The organism is Mesorhizobium sp. 2RAF21, assembly GCF_052115345.1.
Lineage (GTDB): Bacteria > Pseudomonadota > Alphaproteobacteria > Rhizobiales > Rhizobiaceae > Mesorhizobium > Mesorhizobium terrae.
On sequence record NZ_JBFRGM010000005.1, the window covers coordinates 180,282 to 198,755 of the forward strand.

Below are 18,474 nucleotides of genomic sequence, written 5' to 3' on the forward strand. Positions count from 1 at the left end.
CAATTTTCTATATTGTATCAATATCAGAGTCAATACATATGGATTGCACCGCGATTGTCGCGGCAATTGTTACAATGGTGCTATGATGGCAAGTGCAATCGAGACAATTCATCGGAACCGGTCGGCTTCGGCGGGCTTTGGCAAGCAGCCTTCCGGCCTGTCGGGCTTCGTGCGCCGCATTGTTGTGGTGATTGTCACCGCGAGCAATCGACTTGCGGATGCGCTGGAGCGCCGTCGCAGCCGCCTTCAGCTGCTCGAGATGACCGACGACCAGCTCAAGGATATCGGCATCTCCCGCGCCGACGCCCATCGCGAAGGACTGCGCCCCTTTTTCGACTGACAGTCTTGGGGGAGTGAGCATGAGCGGGGAGAAGCGCCGGATAGCGTGGCAGGGCATAGTGGCCCGCCTGCAGCCTCGCCGGATATGGCAAGTGCCTAATTTTACCGTCGCCGCGGGGCCGGAGCTCGGCGGCGGCCGATGGTTCGGTCGAGGAAGGCGGCGGCGACCCCAAGCGCGACAAACAGAGCAGCGACGCCGAGCGTGCCCAAGACAACGCCAAAAATGCCGGTCATACGCACATCGAGGAACGGATAGGGCGCCTCGCCGGTGAAATGCGCGCGCGTCAGCGCATAGACAACGTACAGGACCGGGTAGATCAGCCAGACCGGAATATCCTCCCAGCGCGAGGTGCCTTCGGCGCCCGCGGTCAGCCACCACAGCACGAACAGCGCCGGCGCCACATAGTGCAGAAGCACGTTGCAAAGCAGGAACAGGCCGTGCGGCTGCCACAGTGGCGCCAGCACGACCGCATAGACGATGGTGACGACGCAGATGGCGACCGCCACGCCGGCGCGCAGCCGAGGCGAGGCGAAGCCCGGCGCCCAGGCGTAGCCGGTGGGCGTCAGCAGCGAGACATGCACCAGCACCACTGCGATGTTGGTCAGGATGGTGAAGAAGCTGAAATAGAAGACGATTGCGCCGACAAAGCCGCGCCCCGCCGCCATCGCGGCGGGAATGGTGATGAGGAATTGCAGGACGAGGCCGATGAGCCCCGCTGCCAGTCCGACGATTTGCAGAAACCGTGCCATCGACGCCGGCCGGGTCGATCAGGCCTTGGCGCCGCAGTCGCCGTTGCCGGTCTGCCAGCGGGCGATGTCGGAACCGATGCGGCCGCCGAGCGGCTCGGCCATCAGCGGGCCGAACACCTCGACGCGGTTGGAATTGCCGCGCGCCTGCACGACCAGCAGCGGCTTGCCGCCATAATGTTTGCCCGGCACCAGCAGGAACCGTGGCGTTCCGCCGAAATTGTTGAGCTCATTGGCCATCTGGTAGGACTTGAAGGCCGGGTCCTTCGAGGCGATCCAGCATTTGTGCGCGGCGATCGCCACCTGTTCCATGGCGCGCAGCGAAGCGCTCTTGCTGCCGCCGCTGGGGGCGGAATTGTAGGACTTCGACTGGCAAGCCACCAGAACCAGGCCTGCCAGGGCGACGAAGCCGAAACGGGCGGCCATCTTTGCTGCGTTCATCGTTTCGGCTTCCCCCAGTCGAGATGAAGTTTGATTGTCGTCGAAAGAGAAGATGGCCTGCTCAGGCGGCGATGCCGAGCGCGCCTTCGAACAAAGCGCGGCCATCATTGCCGCCATGCGCCGCCTCGATCAGGTTTTCGGGATGCGGCATCAGGCCAAGCACATTGCCCTTGGTCGAAATGATGCCGGCGATGTCGTTGATCGAGCCGTTCGGATTGGTGCCGTCGGCATAGCGGAACACGACCCGGCCTTCGCCCTCGATGCGCGCAAGCGTCTCTGCGTCGGCGAAATAGTTGCCGTCGTGATGTGCGACCGGGCAGCGGATGATCTGGTTCGGCTGGTAGCCCCGGGTAAAGGCGGTGTTGGCGTTGGCGACCTGGAGCTTCACTTCGCGGCAGACGAATTTCAGCGAGGCGTTACGCATCAAGGCACCGGGCAGGAGGCCCGCTTCGACCAGGATCTGGAAGCCGTTGCACACGCCCACCACCATGACGCCCTTGGCGGCCTTCTCGGCCACCGCCCGCATCACTGGCGAACGCGCCGCGATCGCCCCGCAGCGCAGATAGTCGCCGAAGGAGAAGCCGCCGGGAATGGCGATCAGGTCGACATCGGGGATTTCCGTATCGGTCTGCCAGACGGTGGCGGGCGCGGTGCCGGAAATCTTGGTCAACGCCGCGATCATGTCGCGATCGCGATTGAGGCCGGGCAGGAGGACGACGGCGGTTTTCACGTCAGGCGATCTCCACCGCGTAGTTTTCGATCACCGTGTTGGCCAGGAGCTTGTCACACATGGCCTTGAGCTCTGCTTGAGCCTTGGTTTTGTCGGTGCCGTCGATCTCGATGTCGAACACCTTGCCCTGGCGAACGGAACCTACGCCACCGAAGCCGAGGCCGCCGAGCGCATGTTCGATCGCCTTGCCCTGGGGGTCGAGCACGCCATTCTTCAGGGTTACGGTAACGCGGGCTTTCATCATGCTGTTCCTGCATCCATTCGCGGGGTCTACGAGCTTCGCTTCGAAGCACCCCGCGCGATAACACTATTAATGCGGCTTCGAGCCTTTCGGCGGCTCGGTCGAGGCGACCAGCACCGGGCCGGTCCGCTGCGGCTCGTTCTCGTTCATGATGCCGAGGCGGCGCGCCACTTCCTGGTAAGCTTCGACCAGCCCGCCCATGTCGCGGCGGAAACGGTCCTTGTCGAGCTTGTCCTGGGTGGCGACGTCCCACAGCCGGCACGAATCGGGCGAAATCTCGTCGGCGACGACGATGCGCATCATGTCGCCTTCGAACAGACGGCCGCACTCGATCTTGAAATCGACGAGCTGGATGCCGACGCCGAGGAACAGGCCGGAGAGGAAGTCGTTGACGCGGATGGCCAGTGCCATGATGTCATCGATTTCCTGCGGGCTTGCCCAGCCAAAGGCGGTGATGTGCTCTTCCGAAACCATCGGATCGTCGAGCGCGTCGGCCTTGTAGTAGAATTCGATGATCGAGCGCGGCAGCACGGTGCCTTCCTCGATGCCCAGGCGCTTGGCCAGCGAGCCGGCGGCGACATTGCGCACCACGACTTCGAGCGGGATGATCTCGACTTCCTTGATCAGCTGCTCGCGCATGTTGAGGCGGCGAATGAAGTGGGTCGGGATGCCCATCCGGTTCAGATGGTTGAAGATGTGCTCGGAAATGCGGTTGTTGAGCACGCCCTTGCCGTCGACCACTTCATGTTTCTTCTTGTTGAACGCGGTAGCGTCGTCCTTGAAGAACTGGATCAGTGTTCCCGGCTCAGGTCCTTCATAGAGGATCTTGGCCTTGCCTTCGTAAATGCGGCGGCGTGACTTCATTGGATTTTTTCTCTGGTTGGAAGGGCAAGCGGCAACGACCGGTCCCTTTCTTTCGCAACGCTTGGCGGCGCGGTGGTCTCAGTCGCGGTCTCTACCGCAATCGCGGGCTTTGCTCAATCGGCAAATCCGTTGAATCAACCGGTTTGACCACCGAAATGCCGCATTGCAGCATGCTATTTCGCATATTGACCGCGGGCCGCCCATTTGGTTTGAGGGATCGCGACAGGCACAATTGCCAGATGACTCGGTTTCCACCCGGAGGAATTGCCGCATGAGCAGCATGAAGGATCGCGAAGAAGGTTTCGAGCGCAAGTTCGCGCATGACGAGGAACTGCGCTTCAAGGCCAATGCGCGGCGCAACCGGGCGCTCGGCATTTGGGCCGCCGGGAAGCTGGGCAAAAGCGGCGCCGACGCCGAGGCCTATGCCAAGGAAGTGGTGGTTTCAGACATCGAGGAAGCCGGCGATCACGATGTCTTCCGCAAGATCCGCAAGGATTTCGACGCCGCCGGCGTCGAGCAGTCCGACCATCAGATTCGCCGCACCATGGACGAGCTGATGGCCGAGGCCATCGCCCAGATCAACAACACCTGATCGACGGCCGGTCGCGCCGACATGGCTGGACCAACGAACCGCCCGGTATTACCGGGCGGTTTTTCTTTGCCTTTTCCGTCATTTCCGGCTGAAACTGGATTCATTGTGAGAGGAATGAGCCAATGTCCCTGAAAGCACGTCTCGAAGCCGATGAAACGCTGTGCACGGCATGGTCGGGCGTGCCGGACGCGCTGACGGTGGAGATCGTTGCCCGGCAGGGTTTCGACGCTGTGACGCTGGACATGCAGCATGGCGGCCACAATGAGGACAGCGTGCTGCGCTCGATCGTACCGATCCAGGCGGTCAACAAACCGGCGCTGGTTCGCATTCCGGTCGGCCGCTTCGACATGGCCAGCCGCGCGCTTGATTTTGGCGCCGAGGCGGTGATCGCGCCAATGGTGAATTCGGTGGCCGACGCCAGGGCTTTTGCCGCGGCGATGAAATATCCGCCGCTCGGCGAACGCTCCTGGGGCCCGACCTACGCCTTGCCGCGCCACGGCAAGGGCACGCAGGCCGACTGGCTGAAGGAGAGCAACCAGCGCACGCTGGCCTTCGCCATGGTCGAGACGCGCGCCGCGCTGGCCGCGCTCGACGGCATCCTGGAAACACCCGGCATCGATGGCATCTTCGTCGGCCCGTCCGATTTCTCCATCGCCTGGAGCAACGGCGCCAAGGTCGATTCGACGCTGGAAGACATGATGGAGACCATCGCCTCGATCGCCGAACGCACCCGCAAGGCGGGCAAGCACGCCGCGATCTATGTCATCGATCCGGCCATTTCAGGCCGCGTTGTCAAGATGGGCTACCGGCTGCTGGCCATGGGCTCAGAACAGGCGCTGATCGGGCTCGGCACCAAGACGCTGCTGGCGAGCGTGAAGGAATCGATCGGTTAGGCTTCAGTCAGACTAATCCAACACGTCTATCACAACCGCGACAGGAAATGCGCGAAGGTCATCGAGCCTTCCGGCCAGGGGCCGTGGCCGGATTCGGAGTTGAGGTGGCCCGTGTCGCCGGCATCGATGAACAGCGATCCCCAAGCGCCGGCAAGGTCTTCGGCCACGTCGAAGTCGCAGAACGGGTCGTTGCGGCTGGCGATGACCATTGAGGGGAAGGGCAGCGGGTCGCGCGGATAGGGGCCGAAGGTCATCAGGTGCTTTGGCCTGATTTTCGGATTGGCGACATCCGGCGGGGCGACGAAGAAGCCGCCGGCGATCGGCTTGTCGCACAAGGGAAGCGCCTGGATGGCGGTTGCCACGCCCAGCGAATGCGCCACCAGCACCACCGGCTTGGTCGCCTCGTTGACGGCTTCGGCAACGCGGGCCGTCCAGTCCTCGCGTACCGGCTTCGACCACTCCGCTTGCTCGACACGGCGCGCGGTCGACAGTTTCGCCTCCCAGCGGCTCTGCCAATGATCGGGCCCCGAATTGGTGTAACCCGGCACGATGAGGATATCGGTGTCCTTTACTTTCATGGCTCGGATGTAGCGTTCCGCCTTTGCTGGCGCAACATGCCACTCGAATATTCGAATTGTGAACACCTTGTTCGATTTTTGCCGCCTTGTGTGAACAATGGGATTGTTCCATTTGGTAGGCGATGCAATCACCGCCGCATGCTTTCGGAGATAGGGATTTTGCGACTGACACGGCGTACAATGATGGGTGGCGTAGGGGTGATGGCCTTGGGGGCCATGACCAGCGCAGCCCGCCCGGAGAAGATGATGAGCGATCTGCCTTTTGCCGCTACCACGCCGATCAGTGTTGCCCGTGTCGGGTTGAAGACCCGCGACGCCGATGCGCTGGCCGCCTATTATCGTGCTGTTGTCGGCCTGGAAGAGCTGGCCCGCGACGGCGAGACGATCACGTTGGGCGCGGCCAACCGGCCGTTGCTGGTCTTGGAACGCGATGCGGCTGCCAAGCCGGACGATCCGCGCAGTGCCGGCCTGTTCCACACCGCCTTTCTTCTGCCAAGCCGTGCTGATCTCGGCCGCTGGATCAACCACGCCATCGAAAACAAGATCCAGGTTGAGGGCGCGTCCGACCATCTGGTCTCGGAGGCGGCCTATCTGACAGACCCGGAAGGCAACGGCATCGAGATCTATGCCGACCGCCCGCACGAAAGCTGGAAATGGGACGGCCCGAGCGTCGAGATGGCGACACTGCGCATGGATATTCCAGGCGTTGTCGGCTCGGTGCCGGCCGGCGATGCCGGCTGGAAGGGCGCGCCGGACAACACCGTTGTCGGCCATGTCCATCTGCGGGTCGGCGATCCGAACCAGGCCGAGGCCTGGTGGAACAAGGAATTCGGCTTCGACACCGTCAAGAAATACGGCACGCAGGCGGTGTTCCTGTCGTCGGGCGGGTATCATCACCATATCGGCGCCAACACCTGGCAGAGCGCCGGCGCCGGTAAGCGCGATGCCAGCCGTTCGGGTCTCGCCTGGGTCGAGATGCGCTCGGCTGAGGCCAAGACGCCGTCCGCCTATGAAGATCCGTGGGGAACCGTCATCCGCGCCGTGCCCGGCCAGCCTGGATAACAAACTGACTTTGCCGCCCTGATGGATCGTTCAGGAAGGATCCTGACACCCCCGAGCCTCGACCGATGCTAGACATTCACAGCCGAATCCGCGTCAGGCGGATTCGGCTGTTGGCATCAAGGAACTAAGGCTCATCCATGTTGAAGGTTATCGCCCGCGATTTCATCAAGCCTGAGGCACTCGAAATCGTGCAGCCGCTTTATGCCGAACTCGTCGAGAAGACGCGGCAGGAACCGCTTTGCATCTCCTACGATCTTTTTGTCGATCAGAAGGACCCGGGGCATTTCGTTTTCATCGAGGAGTGGCCAGACCGCGCCGCACTGGACGTCCACTGCCGCACCGAGCATTTCCGCCGGCTGGTGCCGCTGATCAATCAGCACCAGACCAGGGAGGGCACCGTCGTTTTGATGGACCGGTTCGTGCCCTGAGCGACGCTTAAGTGCCGATGGCGTTAGCAGCAAAGCCGGTCGACAGCCCATGGCTCCAATTGGCAAAGCCGCTGGCTTCGGCGCGTCGGGCGGCCGAGCTCCAATCATAATCGATCGCGCGCAGGGTGAACGACCATTTGCCGTTGAGGCGCGTGGCGATTGCATAGCGGGCATGCGGGCTGCCGGTCACGGTCAGGCCGGGAAAGGCCTGCACGCCGACGCTGCCCGGATTGAGGACGGTCAGGCGGTCCGAGACATGCACGATGCGCGGTGTGTGCGTATGGCCGCACAGCACGAGCTCGGCCGGCACATCGCCGAGTTTGCGTCGGATCTGGCCCTCGCTGGAGGGGAAGAAGTGGTTGCCGCCGTCTTCCTCCAGCAGGAAAACCTCGTCGTCCGCCGGGCTGCCGTGGCAGAGGAAAATCTCCGACGTCAGGCTCGTTGTCGCAGGCAGCGATGCGAGCCAATCGCGCGAAGCCTTGGTGAGGTGCCGGTATGCGAAGGCGTCAATCGTATCCATCTCGCCTGGCGGCATCTCGGCCAGCGCGCGATCATGGTTGCCGCGCACCGTCGGCCAATTCTCGGCGATCAGATATTGCGCCGTCTCTTCCGGCCATAGCGGACCGGACAAGCAGTCGCCCAGATTGACGATCAGGTCCGGCGAGGCCGTCTTGATCTCGGCATGCACCGCCTCCAGCGCCGGCAGGTTGCCGTGGATGTCGGAGATGACCGCCAGCCGCATGGATATGCTTATCCAAACACGCGCTTGAAGATGGTGTCGACATGCTTGGTGTGGTAGCCGAGATCGAATTTTTCGCGGATTTCCGCTTCGGACAGCGCCGCCGTCACTTCCTTGTCGGCAAGCAGTTCCTCAAGGAAATCAGCGCCCTGTTCCCAGACCTTCATAGCATTGCGCTGCACCAGCCGGTAGGCGTCCTCGCGGGAAACACCCGCCTGGGTGAGCGCGAGCAACACGCGCTGCGAATGCACCAGGCCGCGGAACTTGTTGAGGTTCCGGTCCATGTTTTCCGGGTAGACCAGCAGCTTGTCGATGACGCCGGTGAGCCTGGCCAGCGCGAAATCCAGCGTCACCGTGGCGTCCGGACCGATCATGCGCTCGACCGAGGAGTGAGAGATATCGCGCTCGTGCCACAGTGCCACGTTCTCCATCGCCGGCAGCACCATGCCGCGCACCAGGCGGGCAAGACCGGTGAGGTTTTCGGTCAGCACCGGATTGCGCTTGTGCGGCATCGCCGACGAGCCCTTCTGGCCGGGCGAAAAATACTCTTCCGCTTCCAGAACCTCTGTCCGCTGCAGATGACGGATCTCGGTCGCCAGCCGCTCCACCGAGGAAGCGATGACGCCGAGCGTGGCGAAGAACATGGCATGGCGGTCGCGCGGGATGACCTGCGTCGACACCGGCTCCGGCTTCAGGCCGAGCTTTTTGGCAACGTGTTCTTCGACATAGGGCTCGATGTTGGCGAAGGTGCCGATCGCGCCGGAAATGGCGCAGGTGGCGATGTCTTCGCGCGCATGGACGAGGCGCTCGCGGCAACGGCTGAATTCGGCATAGGCCTGCGCCAGCTTGACGCCGAAAGTGGTCGGCTCGGCATGGATGCCGTGGCTGCGGCCGATGGTGACGGTGTCCTTGTGCTCCAAGGCGCGGCGCTTCAGCGCCGCCAGCAACGCGTCGATGTCGGCGAGCAGGATGTCGCTGGCGCGGGTAAGCTGCACGGCAAGGCAGGTGTCGAGCACGTCCGACGAGGTCATGCCCTGGTGGATGAAGCGCGAGTCCGGCCCGACGAATTCGGCCAGATGGGTGAGGAAGGCGATGACGTCGTGCTTGGTGACGCGCTCGATCTCGTCGATCTTGTCGACATCGAACGTCGCGGCATTGCCCTTTTCCCAGATGGTCTTCGCCGCTTCCTTCGGGATGACGCCGAGTTCGGCCAGCGCATCGCAGGCATGTGCCTCGATTTCGAACCAGATGCGGAAGCGCGTCTCGGGCGACCAGATGGCGACCATTTCCGGCCGGGAATAACGTGGGATCATCGGTCCGTCCTGATGTCTGGGGAAAACTTACGCCGCGTCCTAACAGAGCACGGCAAAATGCTCAACGCGCCAGATGCTCCCGGATGCTCAATGTCGTTGCCGGACAAACCACAGTGCAGCAGCAAAGAGAGCGACAAACCCGACCGGGAAATAGAGGCGGATGCCGAGCACGGCGAACTGATAAAGCGCGCCGGCGCTGGTGAAGGCGAACTGGAACAGCCAGCGCAGGCTGAGCGGCGGGCCATGCCATTCGGCGTAGTAGGAGCGATACTGCATCGCATAGAGCCCACCGGTGACCAGCACAGTCGCCGCAAACAGCGACACGAAGCCGGCCGCGAAAACCACGCTGCCGGGGCGGCCAAGCGAGACAAAGCGCGCGACGAACAGGCCAGTCGGAAAGGCAAGAGCGCCGCCGATGGCAAACAGCGACATGATCGCAACCACGGCAGCGGACGATTCCCAGCCTTGCAGGAAAAGATTGGTCCCGGCACTGACGGCCATCGCCGTCGCCCATGCCAACGCCCCGAAGAGTGCGATGCGCGGCGCGGGCAGGGCCAGGCGCAACCGCATCGCAATCGTGCCGCGCCCGTCGGGGCGTAAAGTCGTTGCCTGGGCGGCCGGGTCTGTCACAGCCGCCCGGTCACCGCCATCCAGCGATAATCCGGCCCTTCAAAGCCGTAGCCACGAACCCAGATCAGCACCGCATAGGCCGACAGGCTGTCGCCGCCATAAGTCTGCACCGCGCCGATGCCATAGCCGTTGGGACAGCCACGGCTCTTTGGGATCGATTTGTCCTCATGCAAAAGCTTGGTCTGGCCGCCTTCGCGGGCTTCGATGCGCAGCAGTCGGAAACCCTTGGTTTCGCCCTGGCTGGAACAGATGTCGTCGCCACTCAGGGTGAATTCGTCCAAGCGCACTTCCAGCGGCTCGTCGATCGCTGGAAACACCGGCCGCGGATTGACGACCATACGGTGCGGGTCGGCCGACAACTCGGTGACGGGATTGCCGCCAACGGTGAAGCCGGCATTGGCCTCGAGTTCCGCCTGTTTGACGATGGCTTCGCCCTGTTCGCGCGCCTTGTCGCGCACTGCCTGCAGCGTGGCCTTCTCGTCGTCGAGCCGTACGCGAATGGGTGTGCCGCTGACGAATGTGTCGGTCGCCGTGTCGATGTAATAGCGGTTTGCATAAGGGAAACCGGAACCGTCCTGCAGCCGTATTCCTCGAAGGCGAAGATGCCGCCGCCCTTGGCGAAACCGAGAATCTGCAGCCGCGCGACATCGCCTGCCCGTGCGACGACGGCGCCGGCCAGGACAAGGACAACTGTGAGTGCCAAACGCATCAGACGGTTCATCTTTTCTCCGGTGTCGGCTGGAACATACCGGTTCCTATCACAATCGTTTTAGCGCGTCGCATGGCGCGAAATGCATTTTGATGGATGCGGCCGGCCCGCTCTTTGCTAGTCTCGGCGTTCTTCACAAGGAGAACTGCCATGAGCGACACGAGCAAAATTCGCGAGCATATGGAAGTCGTCGGTGCGGACGGTACCCATGTCGGTACCGTCGACAAGGTTGAAGGAAAGCGCATCAAGCTTATCAAGACAGACAGCGGCCAGGGCTCCCACCGGGGGCATCATCACTACATCCCCTTGAGCCTTTTTGCCGAAATCCAGGACGGCAAGGTGTGGCTGTCGGCGAATTCGGATGTCGCCGTCATGTTCGAGGAAGAAAGATCCGATCCAACCTGATCGGGCTTCCAACGCCATTGTCATGGAACGGACGGGCTGGCGCCTCGTGTCAGCCCGGCAGGGCCGACCATACGGGAAACAGGTCGCCTTTCGCCGGCGTGGCGGCGAAGGCTGCTCGCGCGATCGCGCGCGCCATCGTCGCGCCGGCCGCCGCATAAAGGTCGATGGCTTCGACCGCCGACGGGGTTATGCCGCTCTTTCCCGTGCCCAGCCCGAAGACCAGATCTCCGTCGACCGGCGTGTGCGTCGGCCAGATGGCGCGGGCGAAGCCGTCATGCGCGGCGATCGCCAGGCGTTTGGCGGCCGCCTTGGTCAGCACGGCGTCGGTGGCGATGATCGCGATGGTGGTGTTGGCACCGACCGGATTGTCGCGGAATTTCAGGCGTATCTGCCTGGCATTCTCGGGCAGTGGCGAAGGATAGCCCAGTCCACCGAACTCGTTGCCGATCTCGAAGGGCGCTGCCCAGAAATGACGGCTGCGGCCGACGGTGACCGAGCCGGTCGGGTTGGCCGCGACCAGCGCGCCGATGGTGATGCCGTTGTCGAGCACGGTGGAAGCCGAGCCGAGCCCACCCTTGAGCCCGGAGGTCAGCGCGCCGATACCGGCGCCAGCGGTGCCGATCTCGAAGTCGTCGGACGCCGTGAGCGCCGCCTCATGTCCCAGTTCTCTGTATGGCGGGTAGCGGCCCCAACCCTTGTCGCCGCCATTGGCAAGATCGAACAGGATGGCCGCAGGCACGATCGGCACGCGGAACCCCGCGACCTCGAAGCCGATGCCGTTTTCCCGCAAGGCTGCCTGCACGCCCGACGCGGCGTCGAGCCCGAAGGCGGAGCCGCCCGACAGCACCAGCGCATGCACGGTTTCCACCGCATTGTGCGGCTCCAGAAGGTCGGTTTCACGCGTGCCCGGCGCGCCGCCCAGCACCTGGACGCCGGCAACCGCCGGTGTGTCGCACAGGATGGCGGTGACGCCCGATTTCAGCCTGGCGTCGCCGGCATTACCGACCCGCAGGCCGGCGACATCGGTGATCAGATTGCGCGGGCCGGTGCGAAACATCATTGTCCCTCGAGAGGCACGAAGCGCGTTCCGTCGAAGCGGAAGGCGCGATAGGGGTTCTTGGCAAGGTCACCCTTGGCATCGAAGCGGATAATGCCGGTGGCGGTCGTGAAGTCGCGGTCGGCAAGGGTTTCGATCAGCGGCTTGCCGGCGGCCTCCTTCTTGGCCTGGCCGGCGATCTCGACCGCGACAAAGGCCGGCAGCGCATAGCCTTCGGGCAGCACTTTGGCGGCGCTGAACAGATCGAGCGTTTTCTTGTCCGCGACATCCGCCCATTCGGGCATGGCGATCATCAGCGTGCCTTGCGTGTAAGGCACGTCGCTCGCCGCGCGCAGGGCTTCGCCGCCGGCAAATGCCATGTCGGCGCCGAGCTTGGCGGCATCGCGCGCCATGACGGCCAGATCGCGGCCGTCGCCGCCGACGAAGACGCTGGTGGCGCCGGCCTTGCGCAAGCGGCCGACTAGCCCGACCTGGTTGTCCATTTCTGGGCGGAACGTGTCGGTGAAGACCGGCTTGAGCGCCGCCTGCTCGACGGTGGCCCGCATCGCTTCGGCAAGTTCGCGGCCGTAGATAGTGCCGTCGTCGACGACGGCGAAAGGCTGGTCGCGCCACAGCCGGGACAGGACCCTGCCGGCTGCGTCGCGTTCGGCGTCGCCGCGCGGCCCGAGCCGGAACACCGGCCAGCCAGTCTTGGCGCGCCGGTCGGTCAGGCTGTCGGTGCGCACGCCGGGGGTGATCACCGCGATGCCCGCCTGTTTGAGGATGGGCATCGCTGCCTCGATTGCCTCGGTGCACAGGAAGCCGACGACGATATCGACCTTTTCGGCAGCGAATTGCGCGGCTGCCGCGGCACCGCCCGCCGCCGTGCAGGTGTCGTCGACAACGCTGATCGCGGCGCCGTTCGCGCCGGCGCCGAGCCTTGCGCCATATTCGATCTGCCGGCCAAGGACAGCCGACGGACCCGACAGCGGTGCCGCGACGCCAATGGTCAGCGTCGTGGCGGCTGCCGGATCGAGGAGGAAAAACCCGCCAAGCAGGCTAAGGATTGCGGACGCCAGTCGCATGCGAATGAAACGTGTCTCCCTGCAGGCTTCGGCCCAGACCTAAAGGCTGCACCGTCTTGGTGCAACAAGCCTGTCGAATCTTGGTACAGCAAGGCAGTTTCGATGAGCCGCATCAACCACTTCGCTTGTGATGCACAAGATACCGCCATATATAGCGGGAGGGGTTTGGTGTCTGGAAAATCGCCCGTGCTGAAGAAGAATGATGTCGAGCCGCAGGCCTATCGCGACGCGATGAGCCGTTTCGCCGGTCATGTCCACATTGTCACCACCGACGGTCCGTCGGGCAGACGTGGCGCGACGGTGACCGCGACCTGTTCGGTTTCGGATACGCCGCCGATGATACTGGTGTGCCTCAATCGCTCCAATCCCCGCAACGAACCCTTTGTCAGCAATGGCAATTTCGCGTTGAACACGCTGGCCGCCACGCACCGGGGGCTGGCCGACGGCTTTTCCGGCCTTACTCATCTCGCGCCCGACGAACGCTTCGGACTGGCCGAATGGGACACCATCGCCACCGGCGCGCCGACGCTGGTCGGAGCGCTCGCCGTTTTCGACTGCGAGCTGACCGACATCAAGGATCTCGCCAGCCATCGTGTGCTTTTTGGCAAGGTGACAGGCCTGCGCATCGGCGATAATTTGAAGCCGCTGATCTACCATGATCGCGGCTACCGCATTCTGCAGGACTAGGGTCCTGATTCTGGGATGCGGGTACGCACGGAGACAGAATGACCGAGCTGAAACCGCGCCCCGCGCCGGGAACGATCGACGAAACGCTCGATCTCCTGACCGGCGCGGATTACGTGGCCGACCGCTCGCTGGCGACGGTGCTGTTCCTGTCGTTGCGCATGAAACGGCCGCTGTTCCTTGAAGGCGAGGCCGGCGTCGGCAAGACCGAGATCGCCAAGGTTCTGGCATCCGCGCTTGGTCGGCGGCTGATCCGCCTGCAATGTTATGAGGGGCTGGACGTTTCCTCGGCGGTCTATGAGTGGAACTATGCCGCGCAGATGATCGAGATCCGCATGGAAGAGGCGGCCGGCAAGGTCGAGCGCTCGACCATGGAGCGCAACGTCTTTTCCGAAAAATATCTGATCCGCCGCCCGGTGCTCGACGCGCTGACCGGCAAGGAAGGTGCGGCGCCCGTCTTCCTGATCGACGAACTCGACCGCACCGACGAGGCGTTCGAAGCCTTTCTTCTGGAAATCCTCTCTGACTTCCAGGTGACGGTGCCCGAGCTTGGCACGATCAAGGCGGAGGAACCGCCGATCGTCATCATCACCACCAATCGCACCCGCGAAATCCATGACGCGCTGAAGCGCCGCTGCCTTTATCACTGGGTCGATTATCCGAACGCGGCGCGCGAATTGGAGATCGTGCGGCGTAAGGTGCCCGACGCCAACAGGCGGCTGTCGGCCGAAGTCGTCGCTTTCATCCAGAAGCTGCGGCAGATCGAATTGTTCAAGGCGCCGGGCGTGGCGGAAACCATCGACTGGGCCGGCGCATTGGCGGAATTGGACAAGGTCGCGCTCGACCCCGAAACCGTGTCTGATACGATCGGCGTGTTGTTGAAATACCAGGACGACATCGCCCGGATCGAGCAGGGCGAGGGCCGGCGCATCCTCAAGGAGGTCCAGGCGGAACTGGCCTCGGCGGCGGAGTAGCATGAGATGAAAGGCAGCCAGCCGGAGGGCCGGATCGCCGACAACATCGTCTTTTTCGCGCGTGCCCTGCGCAAGGCCGGCATGCGGGTCGGCCCGGCCTCGGTCAAGGACGCCATCGAGGCGGTGCTGACCGCCGGCATCGGCGGCCGCGACGATTTCTACTGGACGCTGCACGCCGTGCTCGTCACCCGCCATGAGGACCACGCCACTTTCGACGAGGCGTTTCGCCTCTACTGGAAGTCGCGCGAGCTGGTCGAGAAGCTGCTCGCCATGTTCTCGCCGGTGGCGGTCGACAATGCCGAGCGCCGCAAGCCGCGCGCGGCGGAAAACCGGGTCAGCCAGGCGATGTTCGAAGGCCGGCAGGATGGCCGGCCGCCGCGGGAAATACCCGAAATAGAGATCGACGCGCGTTTCACCGTGTCCGGCAGCGAAGTGTTGCGCGGCAAGGATTTCGCGCAGATGAACGCCGACGAGCTCACCGACGCGCGCAAGGCGATTTCGGAATTGCGATTGCCGTTCGATACGGTCGCGACGCGGCGCTTCAAGGCCGATGGTTCCGGCCGCCGCATCGATCCGCGCGCCATGATGCGCATGGCGGCGCGCACGGGCGGAGAGCTGATCCTGCCGAAATTCCGTTCGCCGCGCGAAATCCATCCGCCGCTGGTGGTGCTGGCCGACATTTCCGGCTCGATGAGCCAGTACACGCGGATTTTCCTGCACTTCCTGCACGCGCTGACCGAGAAACGGCGGCGTGTCCATGCATTCGTCTTCGGCACCCGATTGACCAACCTGACCCGCCAGATGCGCCATCGCGACCCGGACGCGGCGCTGGCCGATGCCTCTGCCGTCGTCAAGGACTGGTCAGGCGGCACCCGCATCGGCGAGACGTTAGGTGAGTTCAACCGGCTGTGGTCGCGCCGCGTGCTGGGGCAGGGCGCCGTGGTGCTGCTGATCACCGACGGGCTGGAGCGCGACCATATCGAGGGTCTCGCGCAGGAGATGGAGCGGCTGCACAAATCCTGCCGGCGGCTGATCTGGCTCAATCCGCTGCTGCGCTTCGACGGTTTCGAGGCGCGGGCGCGCGGCGTCAAGGCGATGCTGCCGCATGTCGATGAGTTTCGCCCGGTGCACAATCTCGAAGCGCTGGCCGATCTCTGCGCCTCGTTGGCGCGGGGCTCCGCTCGCGACGTCGATCCGCGCCGCTGGCTCGACATTGGCGCGGCCAGGGCAGCGTAGCCATATGTCTGGAGGAGGGCCCATGGAAAACAGCGCCTATCTCGACGAAGCCCGCGATCCTTTGATCATCGCGGAAGACTGGATGAAGAACGGCAAGGATGTCGCCATCGCCACCGTGGTGGAAACCTGGGGGTCGGCGCCGCGTCAGGCCGGCAGCCATCTGGTGATCGACGCCGGGGGCAATTTCCACGGGTCGGTTTCCGGCGGCTGCGTGGAAGGCGCCGTGGTGGCCGAGGCGCTCGACGTCATCGGCTCGGGCAAGGCGAAGATGCTGGAATTCGGCGTCGCCGACGAAACCGCCTGGAACGTGGGGCTGTCCTGCGGCGGCCGCATCAAGGTTTATGTGGAACGACTGGGGTAGAACGACGTGAAAACGATCTGCAACGCGCGATTTTCGCCTCGCCATGAAGCTTTTTGAAATCGGCACATCACGATGGACCCCTATGCCCTCAAGACACTGAACGCCGAACGCCGCGCACGTCGTGCAGCCGTGCTGGTCACCGATCTCGGCGACGGCCGCGACCGCGTCGTGCGCGAGGGCGATAAGGTGGCGGGCGAACTGGGCGCCGCCATCGAGACTGCCTTCCGGACCGGCCGTTCCAAGGCGGTCGAGGCCGAAGGGCGTCCCTTTTTCCTCAACGCGCATCTGCCGCAACCGCGCCTGGTGGTGATCGGCGCCGTGCATATCAGCCAGGCACTGGCGCCGATGGCCAGGATTGCCGGTTACCCGGTCGAGATTATCGACCCGCGCACCGCCTTTGCCACGGCCGACCGCTTTCCCGACATGCCGCTGCACGCCGAATGGCCACAGGATGTCTTGGCGCGCCAGCCGCTCGACGGCTACACCGCGCTCGCCGCCGTCACCCATGATCCGAAGATCGACGATTTCGCGCTGAAGGCGGCGCTCGATGCGCGCTGCTTCTATGTCGGTGCGCTGGGCAGTCGCAAGACGCACGCCAAGCGGGTCGAGCGGCTGCTGGCGCTGGGTGCGAGCGCCGACGATGTCGCGCGCATCCACTCGCCGATCGGCGTCGACATCGGCGCGGCGAACCCCGCCGAGATCGCTGTTGCCGTTCTGGCCGAGGTGATCGGCGCTTTCCGCTCGCGCGGGCTGGCGCGCCGGGGCGAAGCGGCGTGAAATTCGGTCCGGTTCCGATCGATCAGGCTGAAGGCGCGATCCTGGCCCACGCGACGAATGCCGGCGAGCGGCGTTTTCGCAAGGCGCACCGGCTCGAAGCGGCCGATATCGCCGCGCTGCAGGCGGCGGGTGTCACCGAAGTTGTGGCGGCGGTGCTCGGGGCCCGCGACCTTGGCGAGGATGCCGCCGCCGGGGCGATCGCGCGGGCGATGCGCCATCGCGACATCGAGGCGAAGGCGGCGACCACGGGTCGCGTCAATCTGCATGCGTTGGCGGCCGGCGTGTTCACCGTCGATGCGGCGATGATCGACGCAATCAATGCCGTCGATCCCGCTATCACCATCGCGACATTGGCCCACCATGCCCCGGTCGAGAGCGGCCAGATGGTGGCGACAGTGAAGATCATTCCCTTCGCGGTCGACCGCGCTCTTGTCGACGCGGTACTGGCCATCTGCGCCGGCGGCGAGGTTTTCGCGGTCAACGCCTATCGGGCGATCCGGCTCGGCGTCGTGCAGACGGTGCTGCCGGGGGTGAAACCCAGCGTGCTCGACAAGACCATGCGTGTCACCGAGGCGCGGCTGGCGCGTTCCGGCAGCCGGGTGACCACCGAGCGTCGCGTGCCGCATCAAGCGGAAGCGGTGGCCGAGGCCGCCGGTGCATTGGCCAGGGACAACGACATGGTGGTCATCTTCGGCGCTTCGGCGATGTCCGATTTCGCCGACGTCGTGCCGGCGGCGATCGAACGGGCCGGCGGCCGCGTCGAACGCGCCGGCATGCCGGTCGATCCAGGCAATCTGCTGGTACTTGGCCGGCTGAACGGCAAGCGAATCGTCGGCGCGCCGGGGTGTGCCCGCAGTCCCAAGGAAAACGGGTTCGACTGGGTACTCGACCGGCTGATTGCCGGGCTCGAAGTGACAGGACGCGACATCGCCGGCATGGGCGTCGGTGGACTGCTGATGGAAATTCCGAGCCGGCCGGAGCCGCGCGAACGTCCACCGGCGCATGCGGGCGAAAGGGTTCATGCCGTTCTCCTGGCCGCCGGTCGCTCGAGCCGCATGGGTGGACCCAACAAGCTGATGGCGCTGTTCGACGGCAAGCCGCTGGTGCGCCGCACCGCCGAACGCGTACTTGCCTCGAAGGCCGTCGGCACGGTCGTGGTCTCCGGCCATCAGCGCGACCGAGTGCGCGCTGCGCTCGCCGGGCTCGACCTTGCCTTTACCGACAACCCCGACTTCGCCGACGGCCTGTCGACCTCGCTGAAGGCGGGCATTGCGGCGCTGCCGGCCAGTGCCGCCGGCGCGTTGATCGTGCTGGGGGATATGCCGGGCGTCGCCTCCGCCGATCTCGATCGGCTGATCGAGGCCTTCGCGGGTTCCGGCGGCAAGGCGGTGGTGCGCGCCTCGCATGACGGCCGGCGCGGCAACCCGGTGCTTTTGCCGCGTTCGCTGTTTGCCGCCGTTGCCCATCTCGAAGGCGATACCGGTGCCCGCCATCTCGTCGAGACGGAGGGGGTGGAGGTGATCGACGTCGAGATCGGCGCCGGCGCCTCGGTCGATGTCGACACGCGCGAGGCACTGGAAGGCGCCGGCGGCGTGTTGCAGGATTGACAA

Annotated in this window: 23 protein-coding genes and 1 pseudogene; 12 read left to right on the forward strand and 12 right to left on the reverse strand. The window is 64.4% G+C overall.

Features of this window, described 5'->3' with window-relative positions; translation table 11 throughout:
• The first annotated feature begins 82 nt into the window (after nucleotides 1–82).
• Nucleotides 83–340: a DUF1127 domain-containing protein gene (locus tag AB4136_RS10100; RefSeq protein WP_024923771.1), complete on the forward strand. Its 258-nt coding sequence runs from the start codon at nucleotides 83–85 to the stop codon at nucleotides 338–340.
• Nucleotides 341–441: 101 nt separating this feature from the next.
• On the opposite strand, the gene AB4136_RS10105 is transcribed toward AB4136_RS10100, so the two are convergent.
• From AB4136_RS10105 to purC, 5 genes are all read right to left on the reverse strand, one after another.
• Entirely contained in the window at nucleotides 442–1,089 is a 648-nt protein-coding gene (locus AB4136_RS10105; RefSeq protein ID WP_024923770.1) for a Pr6Pr family membrane protein, read from the reverse strand.
• Nucleotides 1,090–1,107: 18 nt separating this feature from the next.
• A complete protein-coding gene (locus AB4136_RS10110) occupies nucleotides 1,108–1,527 on the reverse strand; it encodes a hypothetical protein (RefSeq protein ID WP_244431203.1) in 420 nt (139 codons plus the stop codon).
• A 61-nt stretch (nucleotides 1,528–1,588) separates the two neighbouring features.
• Complete coding sequence (gene purQ, locus AB4136_RS10115; RefSeq protein WP_024923768.1) at nucleotides 1,589–2,257, reverse strand: phosphoribosylformylglycinamidine synthase subunit PurQ; 669 nt, start codon at nucleotides 2,255–2,257, stop codon at nucleotides 1,589–1,591.
• 1 nt (nucleotide 2,258) lies between these two features.
• Nucleotides 2,259–2,501 carry a phosphoribosylformylglycinamidine synthase subunit PurS gene (purS, locus tag AB4136_RS10120; RefSeq protein WP_024923767.1) on the reverse strand — a complete coding sequence of 81 codons (243 nt, stop codon included), beginning with the start codon at nucleotides 2,499–2,501 and terminating at the stop codon, nucleotides 2,259–2,261.
• A 66-nt stretch (nucleotides 2,502–2,567) separates the two neighbouring features.
• Nucleotides 2,568–3,362 (reverse strand): phosphoribosylaminoimidazolesuccinocarboxamide synthase, encoded by a 795-nt coding sequence (gene purC, locus AB4136_RS10125; protein WP_024923766.1) that lies wholly within the window; start codon nucleotides 3,360–3,362, stop codon nucleotides 2,568–2,570.
• A 271-nt stretch (nucleotides 3,363–3,633) separates the two neighbouring features.
• Between purC and AB4136_RS10130 the strand changes: the two genes are divergently transcribed.
• Both AB4136_RS10130 and AB4136_RS10135 read left to right on the forward strand, forming a co-directional pair.
• Nucleotides 3,634–3,954: a DUF1476 domain-containing protein gene (locus AB4136_RS10130; RefSeq protein ID WP_024923765.1), complete on the forward strand. Its 321-nt coding sequence runs from the start codon at nucleotides 3,634–3,636 to the stop codon at nucleotides 3,952–3,954.
• A 122-nt stretch (nucleotides 3,955–4,076) separates the two neighbouring features.
• Nucleotides 4,077–4,847, forward strand: coding sequence for an HpcH/HpaI aldolase family protein (locus AB4136_RS10135; RefSeq protein ID WP_024923764.1), 771 nt, complete (start codon nucleotides 4,077–4,079; stop codon nucleotides 4,845–4,847).
• Nucleotides 4,848–4,876: 29 nt separating this feature from the next.
• Here AB4136_RS10135 and AB4136_RS10140 read toward each other — a convergent pair whose 3' ends face one another.
• Nucleotides 4,877–5,425, reverse strand: coding sequence for an RBBP9/YdeN family alpha/beta hydrolase (locus AB4136_RS10140; protein ID WP_024923763.1), 549 nt, complete (start codon nucleotides 5,423–5,425; stop codon nucleotides 4,877–4,879).
• A 159-nt stretch (nucleotides 5,426–5,584) separates the two neighbouring features.
• Here AB4136_RS10140 and AB4136_RS10145 point away from each other — a divergent pair, with 159 nt between their 5' ends.
• Nucleotides 5,585–6,487: a VOC family protein gene (locus AB4136_RS10145; RefSeq protein WP_425349434.1), complete on the forward strand. Its 903-nt coding sequence runs from the start codon at nucleotides 5,585–5,587 to the stop codon at nucleotides 6,485–6,487.
• Nucleotides 6,488–6,624: 137 nt separating this feature from the next.
• Nucleotides 6,625–6,915 (forward strand): putative quinol monooxygenase, encoded by a 291-nt coding sequence (locus AB4136_RS10150; RefSeq protein WP_024923761.1) that lies wholly within the window; start codon nucleotides 6,625–6,627, stop codon nucleotides 6,913–6,915.
• Between the two features lie 7 nt (nucleotides 6,916–6,922).
• On the opposite strand, the gene AB4136_RS10155 is transcribed toward AB4136_RS10150, so the two are convergent.
• The 4 genes and pseudogenes from AB4136_RS10155 to AB4136_RS10170 all read right to left on the reverse strand — a co-directional run bounded on the left by AB4136_RS10155 (nucleotide 6,923) and on the right by AB4136_RS10170 (nucleotide 10,306).
• Complete coding sequence (locus AB4136_RS10155) at nucleotides 6,923–7,657, reverse strand: metallophosphoesterase family protein (RefSeq protein ID WP_024923760.1); 735 nt, start codon at nucleotides 7,655–7,657, stop codon at nucleotides 6,923–6,925.
• 8 nt (nucleotides 7,658–7,665) lie between these two features.
• Nucleotides 7,666–8,967 (reverse strand): adenylosuccinate lyase, encoded by a 1,302-nt coding sequence (gene purB, locus AB4136_RS10160; RefSeq protein WP_024923759.1) that lies wholly within the window; start codon nucleotides 8,965–8,967, stop codon nucleotides 7,666–7,668.
• 87 nt (nucleotides 8,968–9,054) lie between these two features.
• Nucleotides 9,055–9,597: a hypothetical protein gene (locus tag AB4136_RS10165; RefSeq protein WP_307419296.1), complete on the reverse strand. Its 543-nt coding sequence runs from the start codon at nucleotides 9,595–9,597 to the stop codon at nucleotides 9,055–9,057.
• Nucleotides 9,594–10,306: pseudogene (locus AB4136_RS10170) on the reverse strand (DUF2259 domain-containing protein). Before AB4136_RS10170 ends, AB4136_RS10165 begins: the two are co-directional and overlap by 4 nt.
• Nucleotides 10,307–10,456: 150 nt before the next feature.
• Here AB4136_RS10170 and AB4136_RS10175 point away from each other — a divergent pair.
• Nucleotides 10,457–10,711 (forward strand): DUF2171 domain-containing protein, encoded by a 255-nt coding sequence (locus AB4136_RS10175; protein WP_024923756.1) that lies wholly within the window; start codon nucleotides 10,457–10,459, stop codon nucleotides 10,709–10,711.
• 49 nt (nucleotides 10,712–10,760) lie between these two features.
• Here the strand turns inward: AB4136_RS10175 and AB4136_RS10180 are convergent, their stop codons facing one another.
• Nucleotides 10,761–11,768, reverse strand: coding sequence for a P1 family peptidase (locus AB4136_RS10180; RefSeq protein WP_024923755.1), 1,008 nt, complete (start codon nucleotides 11,766–11,768; stop codon nucleotides 10,761–10,763).
• Complete coding sequence (locus tag AB4136_RS10185) at nucleotides 11,768–12,832, reverse strand: branched-chain amino acid ABC transporter substrate-binding protein (protein WP_024923754.1); 1,065 nt, start codon at nucleotides 12,830–12,832, stop codon at nucleotides 11,768–11,770. Before AB4136_RS10185 ends, AB4136_RS10180 begins: the two co-directional genes overlap by 1 nt.
• A 186-nt stretch (nucleotides 12,833–13,018) precedes the next feature.
• Between AB4136_RS10185 and AB4136_RS10190 the strand changes: the two genes are divergently transcribed.
• The 6 genes from AB4136_RS10190 to AB4136_RS10215 all read left to right on the forward strand — a co-directional run bounded on the left by AB4136_RS10190 (nucleotide 13,019) and on the right by AB4136_RS10215 (nucleotide 18,471).
• Nucleotides 13,019–13,519 (forward strand): flavin reductase, encoded by a 501-nt coding sequence (locus tag AB4136_RS10190; protein ID WP_024923753.1) that lies wholly within the window; start codon nucleotides 13,019–13,021, stop codon nucleotides 13,517–13,519.
• Nucleotides 13,520–13,557: 38 nt separating this feature from the next.
• Nucleotides 13,558–14,490: an AAA family ATPase gene (locus AB4136_RS10195; protein WP_024923752.1), complete on the forward strand. Its 933-nt coding sequence runs from the start codon at nucleotides 13,558–13,560 to the stop codon at nucleotides 14,488–14,490.
• A 6-nt stretch (nucleotides 14,491–14,496) separates the two neighbouring features.
• Nucleotides 14,497–15,726, forward strand: a complete 1,230-nt coding sequence (locus AB4136_RS10200; protein ID WP_024923751.1) for a vWA domain-containing protein — start codon at nucleotides 14,497–14,499, stop codon at nucleotides 15,724–15,726.
• A 22-nt stretch (nucleotides 15,727–15,748) separates the two neighbouring features.
• Nucleotides 15,749–16,087, forward strand: a complete 339-nt coding sequence (locus tag AB4136_RS10205; protein WP_024923750.1) for an XdhC family protein — start codon at nucleotides 15,749–15,751, stop codon at nucleotides 16,085–16,087.
• A gap of 72 nt (nucleotides 16,088–16,159) precedes the next feature.
• Complete coding sequence (locus tag AB4136_RS10210) at nucleotides 16,160–16,864, forward strand: XdhC family protein (protein WP_024923749.1); 705 nt, start codon at nucleotides 16,160–16,162, stop codon at nucleotides 16,862–16,864.
• On the forward strand, nucleotides 16,861–18,471 hold the full coding sequence (locus AB4136_RS10215) for a molybdopterin-binding/glycosyltransferase family 2 protein (RefSeq protein WP_137900437.1): 1,611 nt from the start codon (nucleotides 16,861–16,863) through the stop codon (nucleotides 18,469–18,471). Before AB4136_RS10210 ends, AB4136_RS10215 begins: the two co-directional genes overlap by 4 nt.
• Nucleotides 18,472–18,474 lie beyond the last annotated feature (3 nt).

Excerpts from the sequence above, each read along its gene's own strand:
- AB4136_RS10200 (WP_024923751.1), top strand. The coding sequence starts at position 14,497 with ATGAAAGGCAGCCAGCCGGAGGGCCGGATCGCCGACAACATCGTCTTT.
- purB (WP_024923759.1), bottom strand. The coding sequence starts at position 8,967 with ATGATCCCACGTTATTCCCGGCCGGAAATGGTCGCCATCTGGTCGCCC.
- AB4136_RS10180 (WP_024923755.1), bottom strand. The coding sequence starts at position 11,768 with ATGTTTCGCACCGGCCCGCGCAATCTGATCACCGATGTCGCCGGCCTG.
- AB4136_RS10100 (WP_024923771.1), top strand. The coding sequence starts at position 83 with ATGATGGCAAGTGCAATCGAGACAATTCATCGGAACCGGTCGGCTTCG.
- AB4136_RS10130 (WP_024923765.1), top strand. The coding sequence starts at position 3,634 with ATGAGCAGCATGAAGGATCGCGAAGAAGGTTTCGAGCGCAAGTTCGCG.
- purS (WP_024923767.1), bottom strand. The coding sequence starts at position 2,501 with ATGATGAAAGCCCGCGTTACCGTAACCCTGAAGAATGGCGTGCTCGAC.
- AB4136_RS10185 (WP_024923754.1), bottom strand. The coding sequence starts at position 12,832 with ATGCGACTGGCGTCCGCAATCCTTAGCCTGCTTGGCGGGTTTTTCCTC.
- AB4136_RS10205 (WP_024923750.1), top strand. The coding sequence starts at position 15,749 with ATGGAAAACAGCGCCTATCTCGACGAAGCCCGCGATCCTTTGATCATC.
- AB4136_RS10195 (WP_024923752.1), top strand. The coding sequence starts at position 13,558 with ATGACCGAGCTGAAACCGCGCCCCGCGCCGGGAACGATCGACGAAACG.
- AB4136_RS10155 (WP_024923760.1), bottom strand. The coding sequence starts at position 7,657 with ATGCGGCTGGCGGTCATCTCCGACATCCACGGCAACCTGCCGGCGCTG.
- AB4136_RS10135 (WP_024923764.1), top strand. The coding sequence starts at position 4,077 with ATGTCCCTGAAAGCACGTCTCGAAGCCGATGAAACGCTGTGCACGGCA.
- AB4136_RS10105 (WP_024923770.1), bottom strand. The coding sequence starts at position 1,089 with ATGGCACGGTTTCTGCAAATCGTCGGACTGGCAGCGGGGCTCATCGGC.
- AB4136_RS10210 (WP_024923749.1), top strand. The coding sequence starts at position 16,160 with ATGGACCCCTATGCCCTCAAGACACTGAACGCCGAACGCCGCGCACGT.
- AB4136_RS10175 (WP_024923756.1), top strand. The coding sequence starts at position 10,457 with ATGAGCGACACGAGCAAAATTCGCGAGCATATGGAAGTCGTCGGTGCG.
- purC (WP_024923766.1), bottom strand. The coding sequence starts at position 3,362 with ATGAAGTCACGCCGCCGCATTTACGAAGGCAAGGCCAAGATCCTCTAT.
- AB4136_RS10140 (WP_024923763.1), bottom strand. The coding sequence starts at position 5,425 with ATGAAAGTAAAGGACACCGATATCCTCATCGTGCCGGGTTACACCAAT.
- AB4136_RS10150 (WP_024923761.1), top strand. The coding sequence starts at position 6,625 with ATGTTGAAGGTTATCGCCCGCGATTTCATCAAGCCTGAGGCACTCGAA.
- AB4136_RS10110 (WP_244431203.1), bottom strand. The coding sequence starts at position 1,527 with ATGAACGCAGCAAAGATGGCCGCCCGTTTCGGCTTCGTCGCCCTGGCA.